Consider the following 21813-nt stretch of genomic DNA (forward strand, 5'->3'; position numbering starts at 1 on the left):
TGTAAGAGACGTATTACACAAAGCTATATAGAAAAAAGTTTAAAAAACTTTATTTTGAATTACGAAAAAGAGGCCGCTGGATAAAGTGGGGATCCCTCAGCCCAAAGGGTTCTTCCTAGGGGCTATTTACTCTTTGTTGCTCGGCTTTTACTTAGTCCACTAGGTTACAAACCTCGCGCCGTGATTAAATAGCCCCTAGTTTGAACAAATTTCAATCCGCAAAGTTCAACAGACCCTAAGCATTTAGGGCAATTTACTCGCGATGAGGCTTCGCCCTCACCTTCGGTATAATTACTCAAATACTTAAGTAAAACCTGACCATGTTTTAACTCCGGCGAGCTAAACTTAAAAATTTGGCTGTTATCAAAAAATACGCCGCCTTGCGCTGACGTAAAAACAGTAATCCCGCCAACAAGTAAAGGTTCAAGTGGCGTATTACTACGAGGACAATACATTTAAAATTCCTTTTTATTTATTTTCTTTTACTCAAGTGCTTTATGAATAAGCCCAACAAGCGGGCCGGGCAATGTAATATTACCTGCAAGTACAAACTCATGCGCGTCATCTGACATTTTTTGCCATGTACGGCGAATAATACCAATCCATTTTTCTTCATTGTAATCTGGTTTTGCATTGGCAAACCCAAGCATATAATGTTCAATAAATACAAGGCTTGCTACATCTTCTACTAATTGGCTGTCTGGGTTACGTTTAATATTTTTTTTAGCGACCGCATCGTACACTCGGTTTTGCTCAGCTTCACCGTAACCAGCTTGCTTCATGAGCGCAACCACGCTGCTAGCATGAAATATATAAAGTGCACTGCGCCACTGATGATAGCCCTGTTTGTTCATTTCAAAATCACTACGTGGCGACTTCCAACGCTGAATATGCTGTGCACGCACTGCAATTTGCATGAGTTCATCGGCATCTGGTTTAAAACGAGTTAACATTTCGCTCATGCGCAAGGCGTATAAACTTTCTTTTGGAAAGCTTTGTCCATTGTGCTGCTCAGTATTAGGGTCTTGGTCGTTTGCTTCATCAATTAAGGTAATTACTTTATTAAACATGACGATCATTTTTTATAATAAGTTTTAGTCATTCTAAACGCTGATAAAACAATAAACTAGTACGCCAATCAGTTACGCAGTGAAATTTGTTCAATCAAAAAGTAAAACCAAGAGTTACAGGTTATAAAAGTAAGCGCATTGATTAAGTTAACTTGGTACTATATTGAGCACAAATTAAAATAAAAAAGCGCGATAAATAATAACTAACTCGCCAATAACGGATGACTATGTTTAAAAAAAGTATTCTAGCTATATGCTTAGCGGTTGCATCGCTACCAAGCTTAGCCGACACTAACACTGATTTAAAAACCATTATTGATAACCACTGGCAAAACGCCAAAGCTGAAAAAATATTTTTTCGTACCGACCCAGACGGCTGGAAGCCAAACGGTACTTTGCCAAATTGGAGCGAGCAAGCCATTGCAAAGCGCCAAGCTTATAACAACAACGTACTAAAAAACTTAGCCAGCATTGACCCAAAAACGCTCAACAACGAGCAGCTAATGAACTACCGCTTATTTAAATATGAGCGAGAAACCGAGCAGCAAAGTTACCTTTATCAAGATAAGTATTTTCCGGTTAATTTTTTAAGTGGCTGGCATACTTACTTTGCCGAAGCACCGGCTAACATGGCATTTTTAACACCCGACGATTACAACGCATTTTTAATCAGCCTTGCCGACTACCCTCGATTTAATCAGCAAAATATTGATTTAATGAAAGAAGGTATAAAAACAGGCTTTACTCATTACTGCAAAACCTTTGAAAATTACAGCCAAAGCATTAGCGCGCATATTGTTAAGCAACCTGAAAACAGTGCCCTTTACGAGCCCTTTACACGTATACCAAACACGTTTACAGCAGAGCAAAAAGCCACATACCAAAACAAAGCAAAGGCCTTAATCAGCTCAAAAGTAGTCCCTGCTTATCAGCACTTTTACGACTTTTTTGAAAACGATTACATGCCTAACTGTAGAGCCCAGCCGGGTATTGCAAGCGTTAAAGGCGGGCTTGAGTATTACAAATATGCAGTTAATTACTACACCACAACCAATGCCACACCAAAGAAAATTCATGAGCTTGGCTTAAAAGAAGTCGCGCGTATTAAAGCGCAGATGCAAAGCATTATTGATAAAGTAGGTTTTGATGGCACTTATGCTGAGTTTTTAGAATTTTTAGCAACCGATGAGCAATTTTACGCAACAGACGCACAAGACCTGCTTGAAAAAACAGCCTTTATTACGCAAAAAATGTATGGCAAATTACCAACCTACTTTAATCATTTACCGCGTAACACCTTTACAATAAAAGGCTCAGCGAGTCGTGGCGCGTTTTATATGCCACCGGCTGATAATCGCTCACCGGGTACTTACTTTTTAGCCTCAACACCTAAACTACAGCCTTTATATAATTTAGAAGCACTTAGCTTACATGAGGCAATACCAGGGCATCATTTACAAAACGCTATTGCTATGGAGTTAAATGTACCCGAATTTAGACGCACACTTAGCCACTCTGCATTTGGCGAAGGTTGGGCACTATACACAGAGCGCTTAGGTAAAGAAGCCGGCTTTTATCAAAGCCCGTACAGCGACTTTGGTCGTTTAGGCTACGAAATGTGGCGCGCAGTGCGTTTAGTGGTTGATACAGGTATTCATGCATTTGGCTGGAGCCGCCAAAAGGCAATAGACTACTTAGCAGATCACACTGCATTGCCACAAAGCGCGGTGGAGGATCAAATAGATCGTTATATTTCATGGCCTGGCCAAGCGCTTTCGTACAAAATGGGTGAAATAAAAATACGCGAACTGCGTGCAAAAGCCGAAAAAGAGCTAGGTGCTAAGTTTGATATTCGCAGCTTTCACGACACCGTTATAGGCCAAGGCTCGCTGCCTATGGAAGTATTAGAAGACGTAATAAACGATTGGATAGAAAAACAAAAATCGGCTATTTAACATTCAAGGAGGCGGTATTATTTGCCGCCTCTTTTTAAAACCCTCTTAAACACCTCAAAACTAATCCCTACCCGCTTTTGCTTCGTAAAGTTAATGATTACAAAAACCTGAGTAAACCTATGAGCAAACGCATTTTATATTGGCTACAAAACGATTTACGAATAGACGACAACCCTATTTTAAGCGAACTTGCTACTGAGCAATGCGCGCTCGATATTGTATTTGTTATAAACCCGCACTGGTTTAAAAATAATAACTATCAACAAAAGCCGTATGGCGTGCATAAACAGCAGTTTTTAATGCAAAGCTTGTATGAACTCCAACAAGCACTTATTGAGCGCGGGCAAACACTGCATGTACTTGAAGGCGAACCTGTATCGCTTTTGAAAGCGCGTATTAATGAGCAAAATATTGATGAAGTTGTATACGGCGAGCAATTTGGCCTGTACGAGCAACGCCAAATAAACTTACTCAAAGCACATTTCCCTAATACTAAATTTGCAGGGTCGCAGCAAGACACGCTCTTTAAACAAAGTGACCTACCGTTTGATTTAAGCGAATTACCTAAACACTTTACCCCGTTTCGTAAAAAGGTAGAGGCCGCCACTAGCCCCATTTCACTTTCAACATTACCAAACGGTTTGCTCCCTCAGCCAATAACCTTGTGCGCTAAAAAACCTTTAGAGCGTATAGCAAATAATGGCGTAATGCATGGCGGGTTTAAAAGTGCGCAAACACATTTAAAGCAATACTTTTCAGGTTTACTACCAAGTACTTATAAAATAACTCGAAACGAGCTTGATGGCTTTAATAACACCACAAAATTTAGTACCTGGCTTGCTTTAGGTTGTGTAAGTGCGCGGCAAGTTTATAAAGCAGTTGAGGCGTACGAACATAGTCAAATAACAAACGAGTCTACTTACTGGATTAAATTTGAATTGCTATGGCGAGAGTATTTTAAATGGCATGCACTTAAGGCAGGTAAAAGCCTGTTTAGCTTTAAAGGCCAAAAGCAAACAAAACCCCTTACTACATTTATGCCAAACCGCTTTGCTACGTGGTGTAATGGCTCAACACCCTACCCATTAGTCAATGCCATTATGAATGAGCTTAATGCTACGGGTTATATATCAAATAGAGCAAGGCAAATTGCAGCAAGCTGCTTAGTAAACGAGCTTGGCCTTGATTGGCGATACGGCGCAGCTTATTTTGAACAGCAACTGATTGATTACGATGTAGCCGCTAATTGGGGTAATTGGCAATATATAGCAGGTGTAGGCGTAGATCCGCGTGGTGGTAGGCACTTTAATATTGAAAAACAAACGTTACAGTTTGACCCGCACGCTGTTTACATTAATAAATGGCAAGGCAATGAAAATACCAGCACGCAGCTGGATACCTTAAACGAAGTTGATTGGCCAATTTAAGCCGCCAATCAACTTTTACCAAGTAACGTTTAAAACAACTCAGCAATACCCACATTAATAGCGTAACCACCCAAGGTTAAAAACAAAAATAAACAGCCTGCTAATAACAGCGGTTTTATACCCGCTTGGCGAATAGCGCCAACATGTGTGCGTAAACCTAAAGCCACCATCGCAATGGTGAGTAATATATTATCAAACCAAACAACTGCGCTTGTAGCCACTTGAGGAATAATAGAGAGTGAATGCACACCACTTGCCACAATAAATAACACAGCAAACCAAGGGATTGTAATACCCGCTTTTTGCTCGCCGCCAGGCGCGTTTATATTTGCATGCTTTTTACTTTGCCAAAACGATAAGCCCACTAAAAATGGCGCAAGCATCATCACCCTTAGCATTTTTTCTATAACGGCGGTATCTGCAGCATTGGCGCTTACAGCTGTGCCCGCTGCAACCACTTGCGCTACTTCATGAATAGTTGAGCCTACAAAAATACCGTAAGCGTGCTCGCTCAATCCCATGTAATCAAACATGATTGGGTAGGCGAACATGCTTAACGTGCCAAACACCACCACCGTTGCCACCGCTACCGATACTTTATGCGCCTGCGCTTTTATAACTGGCTCAGTTGCCATAACCGCAGCGGCACCACAAATAGAACTACCCGCGCCAATTAATATGGTTGTTTGTTCATCAAGCTTAAATACGCGCTTACCTAGCTGCACTGCCAAAATAAATGTGCCTAACAGCATTACAACATCGGTTAATAAGCCTTCCCAGCCTACGCCCGCTACTTGCGCAAAGGTAATTCTAAACCCAAACAACACAACCCCCGCTTTAAGCAATATACTTTTAGCGTAATCAACACCTATATCGGTTTGCGTAGCAATACGCGAAAACACACTGTTACCCACAATAATGCCAAGCACTATACCAATAGTTAAAGAGCTAAATTGCGCACTTTGCATTATGGGTAACTTACTTAATGCAACAGATGCCCCCGCCAAAACCACCACCAGCAGCATACCTAACCACCAGCGCGTATCGCCATATTGCTTAGTATTAATACCCAAAGGCTGAAACCCATTTTTAATAGCGCTAAGCATAATATTCCCTCAATTGAACAACGTTAAACTGTTGACTTCATTTTAAGAAAGCGCAAAATATAACTCCAATACATTAAAATCATGATTCGATAACTTAAAGTTATGTAATTTGAGAGGCACAATGAACTTGCATGCACTTCGGGTGTTTTATACGGTAGCAAAGCTTGGTAGTTTTTCAGGCGCAGCTGAAGCGCTTTTTATAAGCCAACCGGCTGTATCTAAAGCGCTAAAAGAGCTTGAGCACCAATTAAATATTCAACTTATAGAGCGTGCATCTAAAGGCAAAAAACTTACCTTAAGCGAGGGCGGCCAAGCCTTGTATGATCATGCACGTAGCATTTTTGCCATTGAAAAAGCCGCCATAGAAGATATTAAATCACGCACAGGGCTTAAGCGTGGCACGCTCGTTATAGGCACTAGTACAACCATTGCCAGCTATTGGCTACCGCCCTACTTAGCTAAATTTTGCGCGCAGTACCCTGATATAAAAGTAGAAGTACAAGTGGCTAATACAGCGCAAATTGAGCACGCCCTACTTGAATGCACTATCGATTTAGCACTGGTTGAAGGCACACCTACCGAGCCGCATATTATAAGTAAGCACTGGCAAAACGATTTAATGAGTGTTGTTATACCGAGTAACTTTAAGCCCACGAAAGACTTAAAAGCATGGTTAAACAATCAATTTTGGCTACTGCGCGAGCCGGGCTCGGGTACTTTAGAAATGTCGGTAAAGTTATTAGCCCAACATGGCGTAATAGCAGAGCGCAGTATGCAATTGGGCAGCAACGAAGCCATAGCAAGGGCCGTCGCTCAAGGAATGGGCGTGGCTTTATTGCCAAATGTAGTTACTGAGGATTTAGTGCAGCTAGGCAAATTAACACGCCTGAGCCAAAAAAATAACGAGCAACTCTCTCGGCCTCTTTATCAACTGCATTATAAAGACAGACCGTCTTCACATGCTGCGCAAGCGTTCGAAAAAAGCTTGTTTAGTGAATAATGTTTGATCTGAGCTGTAAGCCGAGTAAGAAAACGGTTGTGTAACATTAATCGCTTATTGTGGTGTTACCTTAATTTATTATATATAAGCCAACTAGTTGAACCCATTGAAAGTACTAATAAATGAAGAACCAATGTTTCACGATTAAATTCACTAAATAAACTGAGTAAAAAAACTGGAAGTATGCTTAAGATTAAAACTACAGGTAATTTAAATAAATTTAACTTTTGGAGTAATAAGCTAATAGGTAATCCGTAAATGAACATTAAAGGATAAAAATAAAATAAACTTCCCACCCCTATTGATACACCAAAACCAACACCTGAAATTAATGAACTCACAGAAGTATAGTTTTCGATACCCGCATAAAAATAACAAAAACCAAGTACTGGTAATGCAATTAAAGGACTAAGAATCGCAGCAATCAAATTTTTACGTAGATCCTTAGACATATTAAGACATACCACAACGAGCTTGTAGATTAATTCGTTTTTTATTTGTTTTAATTGATATACAAACCATAGCTGAATTCCTATTTTGGCTCAGCCAAAGAGGTAAATTTTGGCCTTACACATTAAAGTACCAAGAGACTAGTTATATGAGTCCAGCAGCTACCTCATAAACCTATTTGCTAAATCGGTAAACCAAATACGAGCAAGCTGAATTTACAAACCCTGAGTTAAGTCTTGCGCTAACGTACCCGTTGGCTTTTCAATTACGCGTACCAACTCTTCGCCATTTTGTTTAACAATAAACGTTGGCGTGTATTGTAAGTCGTGAGCCTGTGCAATGCCTGCATCGTCTTGCTTGTTGTAACCTACGGCCACATAGTCAATGCTTGCAAGTTGTACTTTCGATGCATCAAGTAACTTAATGAGTTTTGGCACTTCGCGTTCGCTGTCGTGGCACCACGTACCAAATAATACAATTAGCTCCTTGCCTTCTAGCTTTTGCATTAATGAAATGTCTTGTGCTGTTGGTGTATACGCCTTGTATTGCTCGTTAAACTTGTCGTAGTCGCTTAGCAGTGCTTGCGTACTTATCTCGCCCGAAAATGGCGCTGTAGCAGCGCAGCTTACAAGCGGCATGCTTAAAGCGCACAGTAAAATTAATTGTTTAAACATAAGGTTGCTCTTAATTTAGGTATTAATTTAGGTATTAATTTAGGTATTAAACGACTATACCCAATATTGAGTGTGGAGTGAACAACTCAAAACCGTTACTTTTTATCCATAAAAAAGTTAACTTGCGATAAGTTAGTTAAATATTCTCGCCTTACGTTTTTATTCTCAGCTAGCTTATCTAAATCACCAATTAGGGTAACTAGTTTATTATGAGAATGGCTGCTTGTTTTTTTAAACTCGTCTTGCTTTTCATCGCTCTCAACACGCTCTTTTTTATTCATGTTGTAGCTGTTTTCGTTTTCTTCAAGCCAAATATCGTCAATTAAACGAATGTCACTTTTGCTAATGGTTTGTTCTTGCATCGCCATTTGCAGCTCGTATTGATTGGTTTGCGGATTAAACTCAAACATTTTTGTATCAACATCAACCTCGTGAGACTGAACAAGCCCCACAAGTTCTTTATTTTTAACCGCAGTACCTACGTTATAACTCTCTTCTTTGTTGTAGTAATCAGGGCGACTGTATTGATAATCAAAGTGGCTACTTACATTTTTACTTTGCGTTACACCGCTAAGCTCCCCTAATTGGCTTTGTTCAGTCGCTTGGCTTAGCTCAATTGTACTTTTAGGTTGATAGTCGCCGTTATCAAGCGCATAAGAAAATGTAGCATCAAAATCAGCGAGCTTAGAAATCCCCGCTCCTAATGTATTCGGCGCCTTATTACCAAGCCCTTGGTAACGGGTATCGTTTGTAATCATGTTATCAACCAAATCGGCAACCATAGCGCGCCCGTCATTAAATTGCTGTTCTGCAAGTGACTCCAAATTGCTATAACGCTCAGCAGCCGACGACATACTCGCAAAAGCGCCTTTAAACAATGCAAAACCTTGTTGCATTGCCTCATCGCCACTTTTACCAAATGCAGATGTTTTATCATCTTTAGTACTGTTTACTCGGCTATCTTCTAGGCTTTGATCTAGCGACGCTAAATACCGCTGCATTTGCTGCGTGTCTTTAGCGCCAATGGTTGACATACCGAGTGCAAAATCAATGTCGTTTTGCCCACCTGCGGCTGTAAACACAAGTGCTTGCTGGTTTGATGCTTCATCAATGGAGTAACTCAAATCAAGCGTGTTCTGGGCAGTATCAAGCGCATCGTTTTGCGTTGTCGAAAACGACACATTAAAACCGGCTAACTGCTCACTATTAAAGCCCGCTAAAAAATCTAAGCTCAAGTCTGTTTGATTTGGCACTATAAGAGGGTTGAATGAATTTTCACTCACTTTAAAAAACTCATCAGCCATTTCGCCAACACCCGCCATAACCTGCGTTAAAGCGCCATGTTCAGCCTCAGATAAATTGCCATTAACTTCGTAACTTATGCCAAAGCCATCTATCGCTTCACCGGTTTCTTCGTCATAACCTTGCGATGAGTTAAAGGTAATGTTTATAACATCACCCTCTTTAGTTTTTACCGAGAGCTCAAACAGGTAGTTATCGTCATCCTCGTATTTTGCGCGATTAAGGCTTTCCATGTATGGATTAAGTGAGCGCTCAACACGTTGCTGGCTTGAGGCTAAAAACGTTTTTTGCTCATGCCCAAGCTGACCTAAACTCGATAAAATATCGCTGGTATTAGCATAAGCACTCTGAATATTTTTAACTGATGTATTTAATCGCTCAATTAATTGGGTGCTGTTTACGTTTTTTAATAACCCCTCATGCTGAGAGCTTATTACGGTGCGCAGGGCGAGTTCTTCATCGGAGAGTTTATAGTTAAGCATGCTCGGCGTGCTTGAAATAGTAAATAACGAGGTAAGTTGCTGCTGTAAAACGTCCTCTACTTTTTGATTACTGGCTAGTGTTTCATCAAGAGTTTCATTATTTAACTGGCTTAATAACCCATCTGTTATTTTTGGCGCGTTAGATTGTAAATCATTTATAGCTTGAAGGTCGCTACCGGTTAGTAGTGAAGGACTCACAGAGCTTTGGTTAGCGTTATTAACTGATTGGGCAAGTAAAGTGCTTAAATTAGCGTGGCTGCCAAGTGCATTATTAACCATGATTATCCTTAATCGCTAAACCCTATTAAGTAATTTATCGGACGCAGCATTAAAAGCTTTAGCTTAAGGAGGTATTTTTTACCTACTATTTATACAAACAACCCATTAATAAATTAAATAAGCATAAATCTAAATCGAATAAGCGTAGGTCGGATAAGCGCAGCGCCATCCGACAATTCACCAATTCACCAATTCACCACTCTATTTATCTACTACCCACCTGACTATTAAGGGCTATTCTGTTCGCTCATTACTCTTCATTTGTTTCTTTTATTCTTTGTACTAAAAAGTCGACCGCCGCTTTTACCTTTGGTACTAAATAGCGCTGCTTTTGATACAACAAATAAACCGCCATAGTCGCATTTTGGCTTATCGCTAATTCATGCTCAAACTTAAGCTCTTGCAACTGGCCAGACTCAAGGTATGAGTCGAGCGCCCACCGAGTTGACATTAAAATGCCCTCGCCATTACACGCTTTTTTAGCCAGCCACGATCCGTTATTTGAAATAGCGACCGCAGGCCCAGAAACGTCGTGCCATTGCTCATCCACTTTACATAACCAAGGCGTTGGCCCCGCTGGCGTTTTAAAATAAAGACCACTGTGGCCCTTTAATTCCATAACATTAGTAGGTACACCGTATTTTTGTAAATAGCAGGGTGACGCAACAGGAATAAAGCCGTTATCCATTAGTTTTATTGCTAGCACGCGTTCATTTGGCGCATAGCCACCGCGAATAGCAATATCAACATCGTCACGCCCAAGTGTAGACAACTCATCACTTAAGCTAACATCTAATATAATTTCGGGGTATAGCGCGCTAAATTCATCAAGCAGAGGCAGTAGTATTTTGTCACCAAAACTCACCATTGAGCTTATACATAATCGCCCCATTGGTGTTGTTTGATAACTGCGCACAGTTTCATGGCTTTGCTCTAGCTGATTTAATATTTGCTGAACATCGTTATAGTAAATTTGCCCAACTTCGGTCAATTTAACTATGCGGGTCGAGCGCTTTAAAAGCGTCGCCCCTAGGCTTTTTTCTAAATCAGCAACTCGCCTCGACAACGACGAAGGCGGCACATCAAAAGCTTTGGCGGCTTTGGTAAAACTGCCCGTTTCAACCACCTTAATAAAATACCGTATGGCTTTTAGTTGATCCAAGTCGCCTCTCCATTAAATAAAATGCTTTATTGTCTTAAAGACAAAAGTGATTCGCATTTTCTCCTATATATAAGCAAATTAAAACAAGTAATAATGTACTCAACCTAAAGACAGGGACTTAAATTGCATTTTTTGGCAATGAGTATCTTCACGTTAATAATGGAAAGCTGACTTATGATTACTATGCACGGTTTTGCTGCTAGCAACTATTACAACCTAGTTAAACATGTACTTTTACACAAACAACTGCCATTTAAAGAACACCTTGTTTACGGCGGTAGCGAAGAGTTATTAGCAATCAGCCCTGCAGGCAAAGTGCCTGCAATCACAACAGCTAACGGCCTTAATATTTCTGAGTCGAGTGTTATTTGCGACTTTATAGAAGAGTCGTACCCACAAACCCCGCTATATCCTAAAGATGCAGGTGAGCGCGCAGTTGTACGTCAAATTATGAAAATGGCAGAGCTTTATTTTGAACTGCCAAGCAGACGGTTTATCCCTTATGTATTTTCAGGCGCTGAAGTACCTGAAACCACTAAAGCCGAAGTACGCCAAGTATTAACGCGTGGCGTAACCGCTTTGAGTAGCGTGTGTAAGTTTTCACCTTGGATTGCAGGCGAGCAATTTACAATGGCAGACATTTACGTTTATTACGTAAACACCATTGTTAGCGCCTTTGGCTCAAGCCAGCTTGATTGGGATGTACTTGCACAAGTACCCGGCATGAAAGAGTGGAACGAATCAATGAGCCAATTAGCCATTACCCAAAGCATAGAGGCCGATCGGCAATCAAATATGGCTGAATTTATGCAAAAAGTGAAAGCGCAAATTCAAGCAGCCAACGCTAAATAACGCGTAGCTACAAAAGTATCTATTCTAATTTTTAATTACTAAGACAGATCGCCAATACAATAATGCTATTGGCTTAACAAATTTAATTCTTTGCAGGAGACACCTATGACAGATAAAAATATCCAACTGACTTCAACTATCAGCGAAGACAATAAACTTACACTTGCCTTAAAAAACATCGAGATGCCAAAGCCAAATGCCGATGAAGTGGTTATTCGTATTGAAGCTGCACCATTAAACCCATCAGACTTAGGCGTTTTATTCAGCGCAGCTGATATGTCTACTGCAAAGCAATCGGGTACTGATGAAAATCCAGTAATTACTGCCGATGTTCCAGCTCAATTTATGCCATCACTTAAAACTCGTGTTGGAAAAGCAACCCCTGTAGGTAATGAAGGCGCAGGCACCGTAGTAGCTGCGGGGTCATCACCTGCTGCACAAGCATTAATGGGTAAAACCGTTGCAGTAATTGGCGGCGGTACGTATCGTCAATTTATATGTGCCAATGTACAAAGTTGCCTAGAGCTAAAAGAAGGGACTACTGCTAAAGAAGGTGCATCATCTTTTGTTAACCCACTTACCGCACTAGCAATGGTAGAAACCATGCGCGCCGAAGGCCATAAAGCCATTATTCACGCCGCAGCGGCCTCTAACCTTGGCCAAATGCTAAACCGTATTTGCATTGCCGATGGCGTTGATTTAATTAATATTGTTCGCAAACCAGAACAAGAAAAATTACTGCGCGATATGGGTGCAAAATATATTGTTAACTCAAGCAGCGACACTTTTCTTGCTGACCTAACAGCTGCAATAATCGAAACCGGTGCAACTATAGCGTTTGACCCTATTGGTGGCGGCCAACTAACAAGTGACATTCTTAACTGTATGGAAGTTGCAGCTGCGCGCGATATGAAAGAGCACACAATTTATGGCTCTGATACATTTAAACAAGTGTACATTTATGGCGCACTAGACCGCGGCCCTATTACACTAAACCGTAACTTTGGTTTTGCATGGGCTGTAAACGGGTTCTTGTTATTTAATGCCTTAGGTAAATTAGGCACAGATACAGTAATGAAAATGCGCAAACGCGTTGCTGATGAAATCACCACTACATTTGCGAGCAACTACACGCACGAAGTGTCATTAGCTGAGGTATTACATTTACAGTCAATCGCGGCTTATTCTAAACAAGCTACCGGCGAAAAGTACTTAATTAAACCTCAAGCTTAATTAAATATTCTTCGTTAAAAATTAAAAAGCAGATGCTAATTAGGTATCTGCTTTTTTACGTTTAAATATACGCACTCTACTATTGCTAGGTTTGCAGTTAACGCGTCCTTAAAAGCCTGTCATAAAACCATCACAAAAACGTAATTTACTGAATGTTTACACATTGTTTGCACCTTTTATTCTTATAGTTTATCCACTTTAATAAAATAATAAGCGTGCCTACATGAATATAAAACCTTTTATATTTTATTCAGTTATTGCCTCTACTACATTATTGTATGGCTGCGGCGGTGCTGAGCAAACTACCGACACTAGCACAGAGCAAAGTACTGATTCATCATCAACAATCACGTCAACTGGCTTAGTTATAAATGAAATTGTCGCAAGCCCAAGTGATACCTCCTACGATTGGATTGAGCTATATGCCACTGAAGATATAGCCGATTTGTCGGTATTTTCACTTGTTGATGATAACGCCGACAGAGAGCCTCAAGCATTACCCGCAGTAGCGCTTTCGCAAGGTGAGTTTATTGTTATTCAAGCCATTGATGAAACCGACACACCGCCCGATAATGGTTATTACGTTACCTTTAAACTAGGTAGCGACGACGCTGTTACGCTTTATGAAAATAGCACTGCGGTGTCTGTACTTGATTGGGAAGAAGGCGAAGCCGCTGAAGGTTTTAGCTACGGCTTATACACCGACGGCACCGGCACCGCGCAAACATTAAAACCAACACAGGGCGCAGCTAACCAAACAGCCGACACCTCAACACTTGTTACCACGCTAATTGCTGAAGATGCCCCACTGCGTATAAACGAAGTAGTAGCAAAAGACAGCAGCGGCTCCGAGGACTGGATAGAGCTGTATGTAACAAGCAGTAGCGATGTTTATTTAGCTGACTACACACTAAGTGATGACAATAACGAGCAATTTGCCCTACCCGACATTACTTTAGCGCCCGGTGAGTTTTATCGTATTTACGCCAGCACCGATGATTTAGGCGACCTCCCAAGCGTAGCGTTTAAATTAGGCTCAAGCGATACCGTAAACCTTTACAGTAACAATGTAATTATAGAGCAGTTATCGTGGAAAAAAGGCCAAGCCTTGAGTGGTTACAGCTATGGCCGCTACCCAGATGGCAGCGATGCAACAGCGGTATTAACTCCAACAGAGCTTAGTCAAAATAGCAAAGCAACTCACGGACCACTCGTTATTAACGAAGTGGTGGCAAGCGCTGCAGACGATGGCAACGACTGGTTTGAGCTATACAATAACAGCGAAAATACTATTAACTTAGCCAACTACCAAGTTATTGATGAAAGCGACGACATAGACCCAGTAACCCTGCCCGACATAGATTTATACGCAGGCCAATACATTACTATTTATGCCACCGATGAAGATCCAGGTACTTACTACGTACCCTTTAAACTAGGTAAAGAAGACGAGTTAAGCTTAATACTCAACGATGAAGTAATTGACTACATTGATTGGGACGAAAGCGATGTAGCCACAGGCTTTAGTTACGGCCTAAGTAACAGCACCGACTTTACTCATGCGTTTTTAACCCCTACTCCAGGTAGCGAGAATACCGTTGCAACCGCATTTACACCCACAGCTGTTAATACGCTTTCTATTACAATTACCGACGAAAACTGGCAAGACATTCTAGATAACCCACTTGATGAGGAATATCACGAAACTGCTATTACTTTTAACGGTGTAACACTCGATAGCGTGGCTATTCGCACTAAAGGCGGCTCAAGCTTAAGCAGTGTTGCCAACTCTAGCAGTGACCGATACAGCTTTAAGGTCGACATTAACGAATACGTGTCGGGCCAAAAGTTTTTTGGGCTAAAAAAATTCACACTGCAAAACTCGTTTAACGACCCGTCGTACATGCGTGAAGTAATTGCCTACGACCTAATGGACGAAATGGGCGTACCAACGCCTGAGCATGCTTACGTTAACTTTTATGTAAACGGCGAACTATTTGGTTTGTACTTAATGGTAGAAGCCATAGATGGAGAATTTGTAGAAAAACACTTTGCCAACAGTAACGGCGATTTATACAAGCCTGATGGCACAGGCAGCGATTTACTATGGCTAGGTGACGACATACAAAGCTACACCGACATAAACTTACAAACTAACGAAGAGAGCACCGATAACGGCGCATTTATTAACTTTGTAGAATCGCTCGATGACGGCGAAACCAGCGCCATAGAGGTAGATACGCTTTTACGATATATGTCGGTTAGCACTTCGCTTTCTAATTTAGATAGCTACCACGGTACGCTTGCTCATAACTATTATATTTACGATGACGATGGCGTATTTAGCATTTTGCCATGGGATTTTAACGAGTCATTTGGCACCTTTAACATGAATTGTAATGGCGTAGATGTAAGAGAGCTCTACATTGATGAGCCAGTAAGCGGCGCATTAAATGAGCGCCCGTTAATTGCTAATGTATTTGCCGAGCAAAGCAACCTTGATGTGTACCACAGTTACTTAACGCAACTTATTAATGGTTCACTTTCAAGCGACACATTTAGTGCCCGCGTAAATGAAATAGCCGACTTAATCCGTGAGCACGTACAAAACGACCCCACTAGTTTTTACGGCTCAGATTACTTTGAGCAAAACCTAACCTCTACTACGGGGCAGTTTTACGGTTTAACGTCGTTTATGCAGTACCGCGTAGCAAATATGACCGCGCAGCTTGATGGCACATTGCCTTCAGCCGGCGACGGCAGCGGCTTTTGCTCTAGATAAACAACCCATCCTTCATGCAGTGCCAGCACGCTGGCACTGCACTCTGTAACTTTGCAATTTAATAATCTGAGAAAATTATGACAATTCAAGCACGTTTAAAGGATGAACTTTTTGAAAAGGATACTTCAATTGCACCTGTAGCAATTACTGCAATAAACACTAAAAATAAGCAGGCCCAACCTGAAAAGCCAACCGCTGATAGCCCATTATCAACATTAATTAACGAGCTACTCACCCCGTTTGAAGGCTACGGATTAAAAGATCTTAATAACGCCAACTTAATGAACCGTGTAGACAGCAAGTTTATGCTGCCACTGTCTTTTTTACCTGAGCTACTAACTCACTTACATGGCCAATACCGTGTGCTTGATATACAAGGTAAGCGTTTATTTTCTTACTATAATCAGTACTTTGATACGCCCGAGCTTGATTTATACAAAGCCCACCATAACGGTAAGCTTAATCGATACAAAGTGCGCCAAAGACGCTACGTTGATACCGCCACCGAATACCTAGAAGTAAAACTAAAAAACAATCAAAGCCGTACGGTTAAAACACGTATCAAGCTCGAAAAAAACAACGAGCAAGCTCATTGTACTGCATTTATGAAAGAACAAATGAAAAACAGCTTTGCACATTTAAACGTAACCCAACAAAGCGGCTATAACCGAATAGCCTTAGCCAACGAAGAAAAAGCCGAACGCTTAACGCTTGATTTTAACCTGTGGTACAACACCCCAAAAGGCGATAACAAAATAACCCTACCGGGCTTTTTTATTGCCGAACTTAAGCAACGCAAAAAAACAAAACACTCGCCATTTTATAAGCTGATGAGCAAACACCACATATTCCCTGCCTCGTTTAGTAAATACTGCATTGGCTGTGCTTTGCTCTACCCCGAGCGCTTAAAAGTAAACCGCTTTAAACCCGTTTTAGCCCGTTTAAAACACCTTAACCGCACTAACCCGCTTTTACCTTTAGAGAATAATTAAAATGACAAAATTAGATCTTATTTTTCTTTCCCGTTTTTTAGTAAACATCCTATCGCTGGCTGTACTTTGCTATGGCTGTTACTTTCGCATAAGTAAAAATGCAGTGGTGGCAGGCTCGTTTATTTTATTTGGCGTAGGCGTTTTTATTATTACCTTTTTGCTGCATGGCGTTGATATGTCAATGGAATTTGCATTTGGTCTATTTGCGGTATTTACCATGCTAAGGTACCGCACTGAGTCTATTTCGATTAAAGAAATGACTTACTTATTCCTCGTTACCGCCATTGCTTTACTTACCTCTGTAGGGCAAATGAGCTTAATTGAGCTAAGTATTCTTAACGGCATAATTTGCTTAATTGCCTTTGTAATTGACTCAAGCATATTTGTAAAACGCTACGAAGTACAAAGCGTTTGCTACGAGCGCATAGAAAACATAACCCCGCAAAACCAAGCCACACTCATCAACGATTTAAAACTGCGCACAGGCCTAAACGTAGTTGCTGTAGACATAGAGCACATCGACTTTTTAAAAGATGTAGCTCAACTTAAAGTGAGCTACTTAGCCGAAAAACAAACAAAGGTAGCCTAACATGACCTCTAAACTAACTATTTCTACCGTGGCGCTTTCAACACTTTGTTGTTTTGTTAGTAACGCAAGCTTTGCCAAAATTAACGACGATATAGATTTAAGCGGCTATATCATGCTCGACTACAACAAGTTTGATACCTCATTATTAGAGGAGCAATACGACAGCAGCAGCTCAGAAAGTACCTCAGAAATACGCCGCGCTCGCCTAAGTTTTAAATCAGACATAAGCAAAGACTGGAAAAGTAAATTTCAGCTTGGCTTTGCCGATGGCGAAACCGAAATAAAAGACGCCTACCTAGTATACTCAGGCTGGAAATATGCTGATTTAACCATAGGCCAGCAAAAAGAAGGTTTTGGCCTAGAAAAACTAACCAGCTCTCGTAATTTATTAATGCTTGAACGCAGCATGATAAGCGAAGCGTTTTCGCCAGGGCGAAGTTTAGGTATTAGCTTTTCAGGAGAGATAGCCTCAGTAAATTGGCAACTTGGTTATTATCAGCCCGACGAAGACGAAGCAACATCAGCTATTACAGGGCGGGTAGCCTGGGTGCCATGGCAGCAAGATACCAACCTATTACACTTAGGCGTCGCATTTAGTGAGAGGCAGTACGACGGTAACGAATTTAGAGTAAATGAGCCACTTGAAGTTTATACCGCCGACTCATTAATAGAAGGCGATAAAATTAATGCCGATAACCTCTCGCAGCAAGGTATAGAGCTGTTATGGATTAAAGACAGATTGACCATGATGGCCGAGTGGCAACAAGCACAAGTAACCAGTATTGAAGAGTCAACCAATGATTACGAAGGCGGCTATTTGCAATTTGGTTATCAGTTATCGGGCGGATACCGCAAGTATAAAAACGCAAAACTAGGCGCAAGCTCAGAGCCAGGCTGGGAGCTCACTGGCCGCTATAGCTTACTTAAGCTTAAGCAAGAAAACCAAGACGCAAAAACCTACTCCCTTGGTGTTAACTACACCGTAAACAAAAACATAAAGTTTATGGCCGACTACATTAAAGCCGACTACTTTGAAGCGGGTGGTACTATCACATCGGGCAATGCAATCTCATTAAGGCTGCAATGTTCGTTTTAATGCGTTTGCGTGTTAAGCCAGTTAATCTAAAACTATAAAGCCCCTGTGTTAAACGTTACGTTTAACACAGGGGCTTTATAGTTACTTAGTAAATAATATTTAAGTTAGTTTTTAAATACTAATTACCAGCGCCTGCAAATTGTATTGGGTAATCCATATCGCCGCTGCGGTTAATACTGTTACACAGGTTTTTATTAAAACTGGTCAGTGATGGGTCGATGGTGTGCTCATTCACTACAATACCGTCACTTCGCCTTTTAACCTCAATAGATCCGATTGTTTTAATCGCTGATAAATTATCGCCTACGTTTTTAAATATAAAATACTCTATGTGTTCAGTAATAGACACCGCGTTTTCGATATCTCCCTTAACGGCAGGCACTTGGTAGTTAACACTATTACACGTTAAATCATAAACTTTTACTAATTCTAGCTCGTCAGCTCCTTGCACATCAGCAATAACTTTAATCGTGGGCTGCGCTGCTGTTTCAAGTAAGTATTGTGTTTCACTCATTTTGCTTAAAGAAAACGAATCAACGCTTTTAGCTATAGAAAAGCCCGATAATAAAGTAAAAACTAAAAACACTGCCCTATTAAAAAACACCTATAAATACCTTATTTCTAAAATTTATTTGCTTAGTATTACCATAACACTAAGAGAGGTTCTAAATATAACCTCTAAACAGCTAAAACAACCTCACTTATATTCTTTCTCATTCAAGCTTGAAACAGGGCTTTATATAAGGCGAGGCTTTGATAAGTGAATTTCCAATAGGAAGTTGGAATATTTCCCATTCAATGCTGGAATTGAGCTTATTTCTCAATTAACGCTGGAAGGGATCACCCGTACGTTGCTAGCCACTCAAGTACATTAAAGGTTTAAGGATATAGTTAATTTGATAGGCGTACTCTGGCAAACTTCGCTAGTGCGACATCAGCAGGCACTGGTAAACCTCGAAGTATGAAGTCAAAATTTGACTCCTTTGACCCAAAAATTGTTGGCTAAAATAGGCGACGCAGGAGCAAAAGCCCACTGTTTTTAGTCCTTGTTGATTTTCTTGTTAGCAGTACGATAACTCAAACTCTGAATTATTTAAAATACTCTCGATAAGTTTCTGATAGCTATTGGGATTACAAACATAACCAGAATAGTTTTTGTTATTAAAACTAAATTGATGGAGAGAAGAAAGCACAATTTTTTGACTATGCAGATACTCCTCAAATGAGGTAAGACTCACGGCAGAACAAGAAAAATTAAAGAGACCATTTATTGATAATTCAGTTATTACACCTTCAGATACTTGGGTATAAAACCACTGTAATTTAGAAAGATGATTACTAAGATCTCGTAAACACAAAGATACGGCTTTCTCGGCTGTTTTCGATGAACTTTTGACCAAGGCATTAGATGGAAGATGAATTACACTCCCAATAAAATTTCCTGATTTTTCCTCGATACCTATTTCTAACACTGAACTTTCCTGTACTGCTAACGCTTTGCCAAGGGGCAAATGCGAACGTTGTTGGGCGAAGCCCAGTGAGTATTTGTCCCAGCCGCGCTTTTTGCGGCGAACTTTGGCAACTTGTTAGGTTCCGGTTTTAGGGATGTTACATTTGATCATAAACCAATTCTTTTCGCTTTCGTTAAGCATAGCGAACCCCATATTTTCTTCGCCGAAATGGCAAATTCTTGTTTTTGATGGATTTCCAAAAGAAAAATAGCCTTCTCGACGCTTTCCGCTGTCTTCATAAGAAAATGCCTTCATGACAAACCAAACACCATCAAAGTACTGAAACCAAATTAATTTGATTCCTTTACTTTTAGCGAATGAAATGAATTCATCAAGTCGGCCATCAGAAACTTCTACTTTCTTTTTAGTCCCTTTCATTGAAACGACATTTACCGGCAAATTTTTACCATCATCTTCATCTATCCACTGAACAAGCTCAAATTTTCCTTTCTCAGCCAACTTAATCAAATGCTCTAAGCTACTATGATGTTTCGACAAAAAGCCTTCTGCTCTTTTTTCTGCCTTGTTTTTGAAAGGATTATACTCGTCAGAACACCCCAGCACTAAAAAACCAACAGCAAGAATCGTGAGTAATCTCATAGGAACCTAACACTTTAGTATTTATGCGACACGCAGTTTGTGTTGCATAATCGCTTGTTGGACTGAGGCGCTACCTGCTCGGTGTGTCAGAGTTGGTGTTGTTTATGCTATGGGAATTTGCTTTTTAGAGGCTCTAGCTAAATCAGCTAATTTAATAAGCTTACCTATTATAATTTAAGCTTTCCCTGCATTGCTCAGCGTTTATTATTTATTCATTAAACCGAATGTTTAACCGTTAAGCAAGGATATTTTTCGCTCGCACAGTCGCTATTAGCCTGAGCAATTAAGCAGGTTAACTTTTTGATTTGATGCAGCAAGCAAGGCTGCTAACTCGCTCGCGCTATTTTATTTATCGCCTCATCTAAATTCATCACACCAATAAATCGTAAGGTCCCCGTCTTGCATGACTGGCAAGGCCAATAGGGTATTAATCGTTCTTGCTCTACCTTCGGCTTCACCGCTTTGCATGGGGATGCTGATACTTGAGCCTTTATTAACCCTAACTTTCGCTTGCGACATGCATTAGCTAAAAAGCCATAGTGGCGAATGCGCATAAACCCTTTGGGCAATACATGTTGTAAGTAGCGCCGTAAAAATTCATCACAACTCAGAGTCATGACTTTATCGCGGTTGTTATCTGCATAATCGCGGTATTTAAAGCTCACTGTTTCTTCAGTCGCTGACACTAATCGCGATTCTGACATCACGCCTTTTCGGGTATAACGTGCAAGGTAACTGACTAACTTTTCACTGTACGTTAAACAGGCTTTGCTATACACACACCATTTGGTTGGTGTGCTTTTTGACTCGCTCTGGAGAGCTTGCGAATAGCGGGATCTTTAAAAAAGATATTCAGCTCATCATCAGTAATTAAATCGAGTGGTTTATTAAAATAATGGCTGAGTTTAAGTAAATGCTCGCAGTAACTTTTACAGGTACTTTGTGAATAACCAAGATAGGCTATTTCAGTTTTGACTTGTTCAATGAGTGTATTCATGACTTACCTCCAAATATGGGATAACCCCAAGGTAAGTGTGGCTCAAATGGTCAGAATAGGATCTCCGCGTAGCGGCTTAGTTCAACAATTTAATAGTGCGCTCGTCGCGCATATTTCTGCCGACTTAGCGCTCATTTATCTACTTTATATAGTTTTAGCAAATTACCTAAGGTATTACTATCACTAAGTTTTCTAAAGTTTTTAGGTGAAGTTAATAATCCAATTTGCGCGCAGCGCGCATTTTCATGAATATA

Annotated in this window: 20 protein-coding genes and 1 pseudogene; 9 read left to right on the plus strand and 12 right to left on the minus strand. The window is 40.6% G+C overall.

Going from position 1 to position 21813, the window contains the following annotated elements; translation table 11 throughout:
- Positions 1-239 precede the first annotated feature (239 nt).
- Positions 240-455: pseudogene (locus H5088_RS19040) on the minus strand (GTP-binding protein EngA); the annotation flags it as partial.
- A 27-nt stretch (positions 456-482) separates the two neighbouring features.
- Positions 483-1070 carry a DUF4202 domain-containing protein gene (locus tag H5088_RS19045; protein WP_024597860.1) on the minus strand — a complete coding sequence of 196 codons (588 nt, stop codon included), beginning with the start codon at positions 1068-1070 and terminating at the stop codon, positions 483-485.
- A 227-nt stretch (positions 1071-1297) separates the two neighbouring features.
- On the opposite strand from H5088_RS19045, the gene H5088_RS19050 reads away from it, so the two are divergent.
- Together H5088_RS19050 and H5088_RS19055 are read left to right on the plus strand one after the other, a co-directional pair.
- The gene (locus H5088_RS19050; RefSeq protein WP_182754173.1) at positions 1298-3025 is read left to right on the plus strand and encodes a DUF885 family protein; all 1728 of its coding nucleotides are present in this window, start codon (positions 1298-1300) and stop codon (positions 3023-3025) included.
- A gap of 119 nt (positions 3026-3144) precedes the next feature.
- Positions 3145-4452 (plus strand): DASH family cryptochrome, encoded by a 1308-nt coding sequence (locus H5088_RS19055; protein ID WP_182720707.1) that lies wholly within the window; start codon positions 3145-3147, stop codon positions 4450-4452.
- A gap of 29 nt (positions 4453-4481) precedes the next feature.
- Here H5088_RS19055 and H5088_RS19060 read toward each other — a convergent pair whose 3' ends face one another.
- On the minus strand, positions 4482-5558 hold the full coding sequence (locus tag H5088_RS19060; RefSeq protein WP_182720706.1) for a YeiH family protein: 1077 nt from the start codon (positions 5556-5558) through the stop codon (positions 4482-4484).
- Between the two features lie 121 nt (positions 5559-5679).
- Here H5088_RS19060 and H5088_RS19065 point away from each other — a divergent pair, with 121 nt between their 5' ends.
- Complete coding sequence (locus H5088_RS19065; protein WP_182725228.1) at positions 5680-6558, plus strand: LysR family transcriptional regulator; 879 nt, start codon at positions 5680-5682, stop codon at positions 6556-6558.
- 65 nt (positions 6559-6623) lie between these two features.
- On the opposite strand, the gene H5088_RS19070 is transcribed toward H5088_RS19065, so the two are convergent.
- From H5088_RS19070 to H5088_RS19085, 4 genes are all read right to left on the minus strand, one after another.
- Positions 6624-7010 (minus strand): hypothetical protein, encoded by a 387-nt coding sequence (locus tag H5088_RS19070; RefSeq protein WP_139015396.1) that lies wholly within the window; start codon positions 7008-7010, stop codon positions 6624-6626.
- A 213-nt stretch (positions 7011-7223) separates the two neighbouring features.
- Positions 7224-7682, minus strand: a complete 459-nt coding sequence (locus tag H5088_RS19075) for a thioredoxin family protein (protein ID WP_182754176.1) — start codon at positions 7680-7682, stop codon at positions 7224-7226.
- 95 nt (positions 7683-7777) lie between these two features.
- A complete protein-coding gene (locus tag H5088_RS19080; protein WP_182754180.1) occupies positions 7778-9745 on the minus strand; it encodes a hypothetical protein in 1968 nt (655 codons plus the stop codon).
- Between the two features lie 250 nt (positions 9746-9995).
- Positions 9996-10907, minus strand: coding sequence for a LysR family transcriptional regulator (locus tag H5088_RS19085; RefSeq protein WP_039488765.1), 912 nt, complete (start codon positions 10905-10907; stop codon positions 9996-9998).
- Positions 10908-11081: 174 nt separating this feature from the next.
- Between H5088_RS19085 and H5088_RS19090 the strand changes: the two genes are divergently transcribed.
- The 6 genes from H5088_RS19090 (at position 11082) to H5088_RS19115 (ending at position 18451) form a co-directional block, all read left to right on the plus strand.
- A complete protein-coding gene (locus tag H5088_RS19090) occupies positions 11082-11759 on the plus strand; it encodes a glutathione S-transferase family protein (RefSeq protein WP_182754182.1) in 678 nt (225 codons plus the stop codon).
- A 105-nt stretch (positions 11760-11864) separates the two neighbouring features.
- Positions 11865-12992: a zinc-binding dehydrogenase gene (locus H5088_RS19095; RefSeq protein WP_182720700.1), complete on the plus strand. Its 1128-nt coding sequence runs from the start codon at positions 11865-11867 to the stop codon at positions 12990-12992.
- Between the two features lie 223 nt (positions 12993-13215).
- Complete coding sequence (locus H5088_RS19100) at positions 13216-15774, plus strand: CotH kinase family protein (RefSeq protein WP_182754185.1); 2559 nt, start codon at positions 13216-13218, stop codon at positions 15772-15774.
- Positions 15775-15851: 77 nt separating this feature from the next.
- Complete coding sequence (locus H5088_RS19105) at positions 15852-16766, plus strand: polyphosphate polymerase domain-containing protein (RefSeq protein ID WP_182754188.1); 915 nt, start codon at positions 15852-15854, stop codon at positions 16764-16766.
- A 1-nt stretch (position 16767) separates the two neighbouring features.
- Positions 16768-17355: a DUF4956 domain-containing protein gene (locus H5088_RS19110; RefSeq protein ID WP_033022227.1), complete on the plus strand. Its 588-nt coding sequence runs from the start codon at positions 16768-16770 to the stop codon at positions 17353-17355.
- Position 17356: 1 nt separating this feature from the next.
- Entirely contained in the window at positions 17357-18451 is a 1095-nt protein-coding gene (locus tag H5088_RS19115) for an OprO/OprP family phosphate-selective porin (RefSeq protein WP_182754191.1), read from the plus strand.
- A 118-nt stretch (positions 18452-18569) separates the two neighbouring features.
- Here H5088_RS19115 and H5088_RS19120 read toward each other — a convergent pair whose 3' ends face one another.
- The 5 genes from H5088_RS19120 to H5088_RS19140 all read right to left on the minus strand — a co-directional run bounded on the left by H5088_RS19120 (position 18570) and on the right by H5088_RS19140 (position 21559).
- Entirely contained in the window at positions 18570-19055 is a 486-nt protein-coding gene (locus H5088_RS19120) for a hypothetical protein (RefSeq protein WP_182754194.1), read from the minus strand.
- Positions 19056-19512: 457 nt separating this feature from the next.
- Complete coding sequence (locus tag H5088_RS19125) at positions 19513-19923, minus strand: hypothetical protein (protein ID WP_182754197.1); 411 nt, start codon at positions 19921-19923, stop codon at positions 19513-19515.
- A 114-nt stretch (positions 19924-20037) separates the two neighbouring features.
- Positions 20038-20562, minus strand: a complete 525-nt coding sequence (locus H5088_RS19130; protein ID WP_182725217.1) for a hypothetical protein — start codon at positions 20560-20562, stop codon at positions 20038-20040.
- 326 nt (positions 20563-20888) lie between these two features.
- On the minus strand, positions 20889-21341 hold the full coding sequence (locus H5088_RS19135; RefSeq protein ID WP_310737278.1) for a transposase: 453 nt from the start codon (positions 21339-21341) through the stop codon (positions 20889-20891).
- The gene (locus H5088_RS19140; protein ID WP_182754200.1) at positions 21320-21559 is read right to left on the minus strand and encodes a phage integrase N-terminal SAM-like domain-containing protein; all 240 of its coding nucleotides are present in this window, start codon (positions 21557-21559) and stop codon (positions 21320-21322) included. Before H5088_RS19140 ends, H5088_RS19135 begins: the two co-directional genes overlap by 22 nt.
- Between the last annotated feature and the right edge of the window lie 254 nt (positions 21560-21813).

The organism is Pseudoalteromonas sp. SR43-3, from assembly GCF_014163875.1.
GTDB lineage: Bacteria > Pseudomonadota > Gammaproteobacteria > Enterobacterales > Alteromonadaceae > Pseudoalteromonas > Pseudoalteromonas distincta.

Bases quoted from the DNA above. Each gene is read 5' to 3' on its own strand.
- H5088_RS19045 (WP_024597860.1), bottom strand. From the start codon at position 1,070: ATGTTTAATAAAGTAATTACCTTAATTGATGAAGCAAACGACCAAGAC.
- H5088_RS19050 (WP_182754173.1), top strand. From the start codon at position 1,298: ATGTTTAAAAAAAGTATTCTAGCTATATGCTTAGCGGTTGCATCGCTA.
- H5088_RS19055 (WP_182720707.1), top strand. From the start codon at position 3,145: ATGAGCAAACGCATTTTATATTGGCTACAAAACGATTTACGAATAGAC.
- H5088_RS19060 (WP_182720706.1), bottom strand. From the start codon at position 5,558: ATGCTTAGCGCTATTAAAAATGGGTTTCAGCCTTTGGGTATTAATACT.
- H5088_RS19065 (WP_182725228.1), top strand. From the start codon at position 5,680: ATGAACTTGCATGCACTTCGGGTGTTTTATACGGTAGCAAAGCTTGGT.
- H5088_RS19070 (WP_139015396.1), bottom strand. From the start codon at position 7,010: ATGTCTAAGGATCTACGTAAAAATTTGATTGCTGCGATTCTTAGTCCT.
- H5088_RS19075 (WP_182754176.1), bottom strand. From the start codon at position 7,682: ATGTTTAAACAATTAATTTTACTGTGCGCTTTAAGCATGCCGCTTGTA.
- H5088_RS19080 (WP_182754180.1), bottom strand. From the start codon at position 9,745: ATGGTTAATAATGCACTTGGCAGCCACGCTAATTTAAGCACTTTACTT.
- H5088_RS19090 (WP_182754182.1), top strand. From the start codon at position 11,082: ATGATTACTATGCACGGTTTTGCTGCTAGCAACTATTACAACCTAGTT.
- H5088_RS19095 (WP_182720700.1), top strand. From the start codon at position 11,865: ATGACAGATAAAAATATCCAACTGACTTCAACTATCAGCGAAGACAAT.
- H5088_RS19100 (WP_182754185.1), top strand. From the start codon at position 13,216: ATGAATATAAAACCTTTTATATTTTATTCAGTTATTGCCTCTACTACA.
- H5088_RS19105 (WP_182754188.1), top strand. From the start codon at position 15,852: ATGACAATTCAAGCACGTTTAAAGGATGAACTTTTTGAAAAGGATACT.
- H5088_RS19110 (WP_033022227.1), top strand. From the start codon at position 16,768: ATGACAAAATTAGATCTTATTTTTCTTTCCCGTTTTTTAGTAAACATC.
- H5088_RS19115 (WP_182754191.1), top strand. From the start codon at position 17,357: ATGACCTCTAAACTAACTATTTCTACCGTGGCGCTTTCAACACTTTGT.
- H5088_RS19130 (WP_182725217.1), bottom strand. From the start codon at position 20,562: ATGAGATTACTCACGATTCTTGCTGTTGGTTTTTTAGTGCTGGGGTGT.
- H5088_RS19140 (WP_182754200.1), bottom strand. From the start codon at position 21,559: ATGAATACACTCATTGAACAAGTCAAAACTGAAATAGCCTATCTTGGT.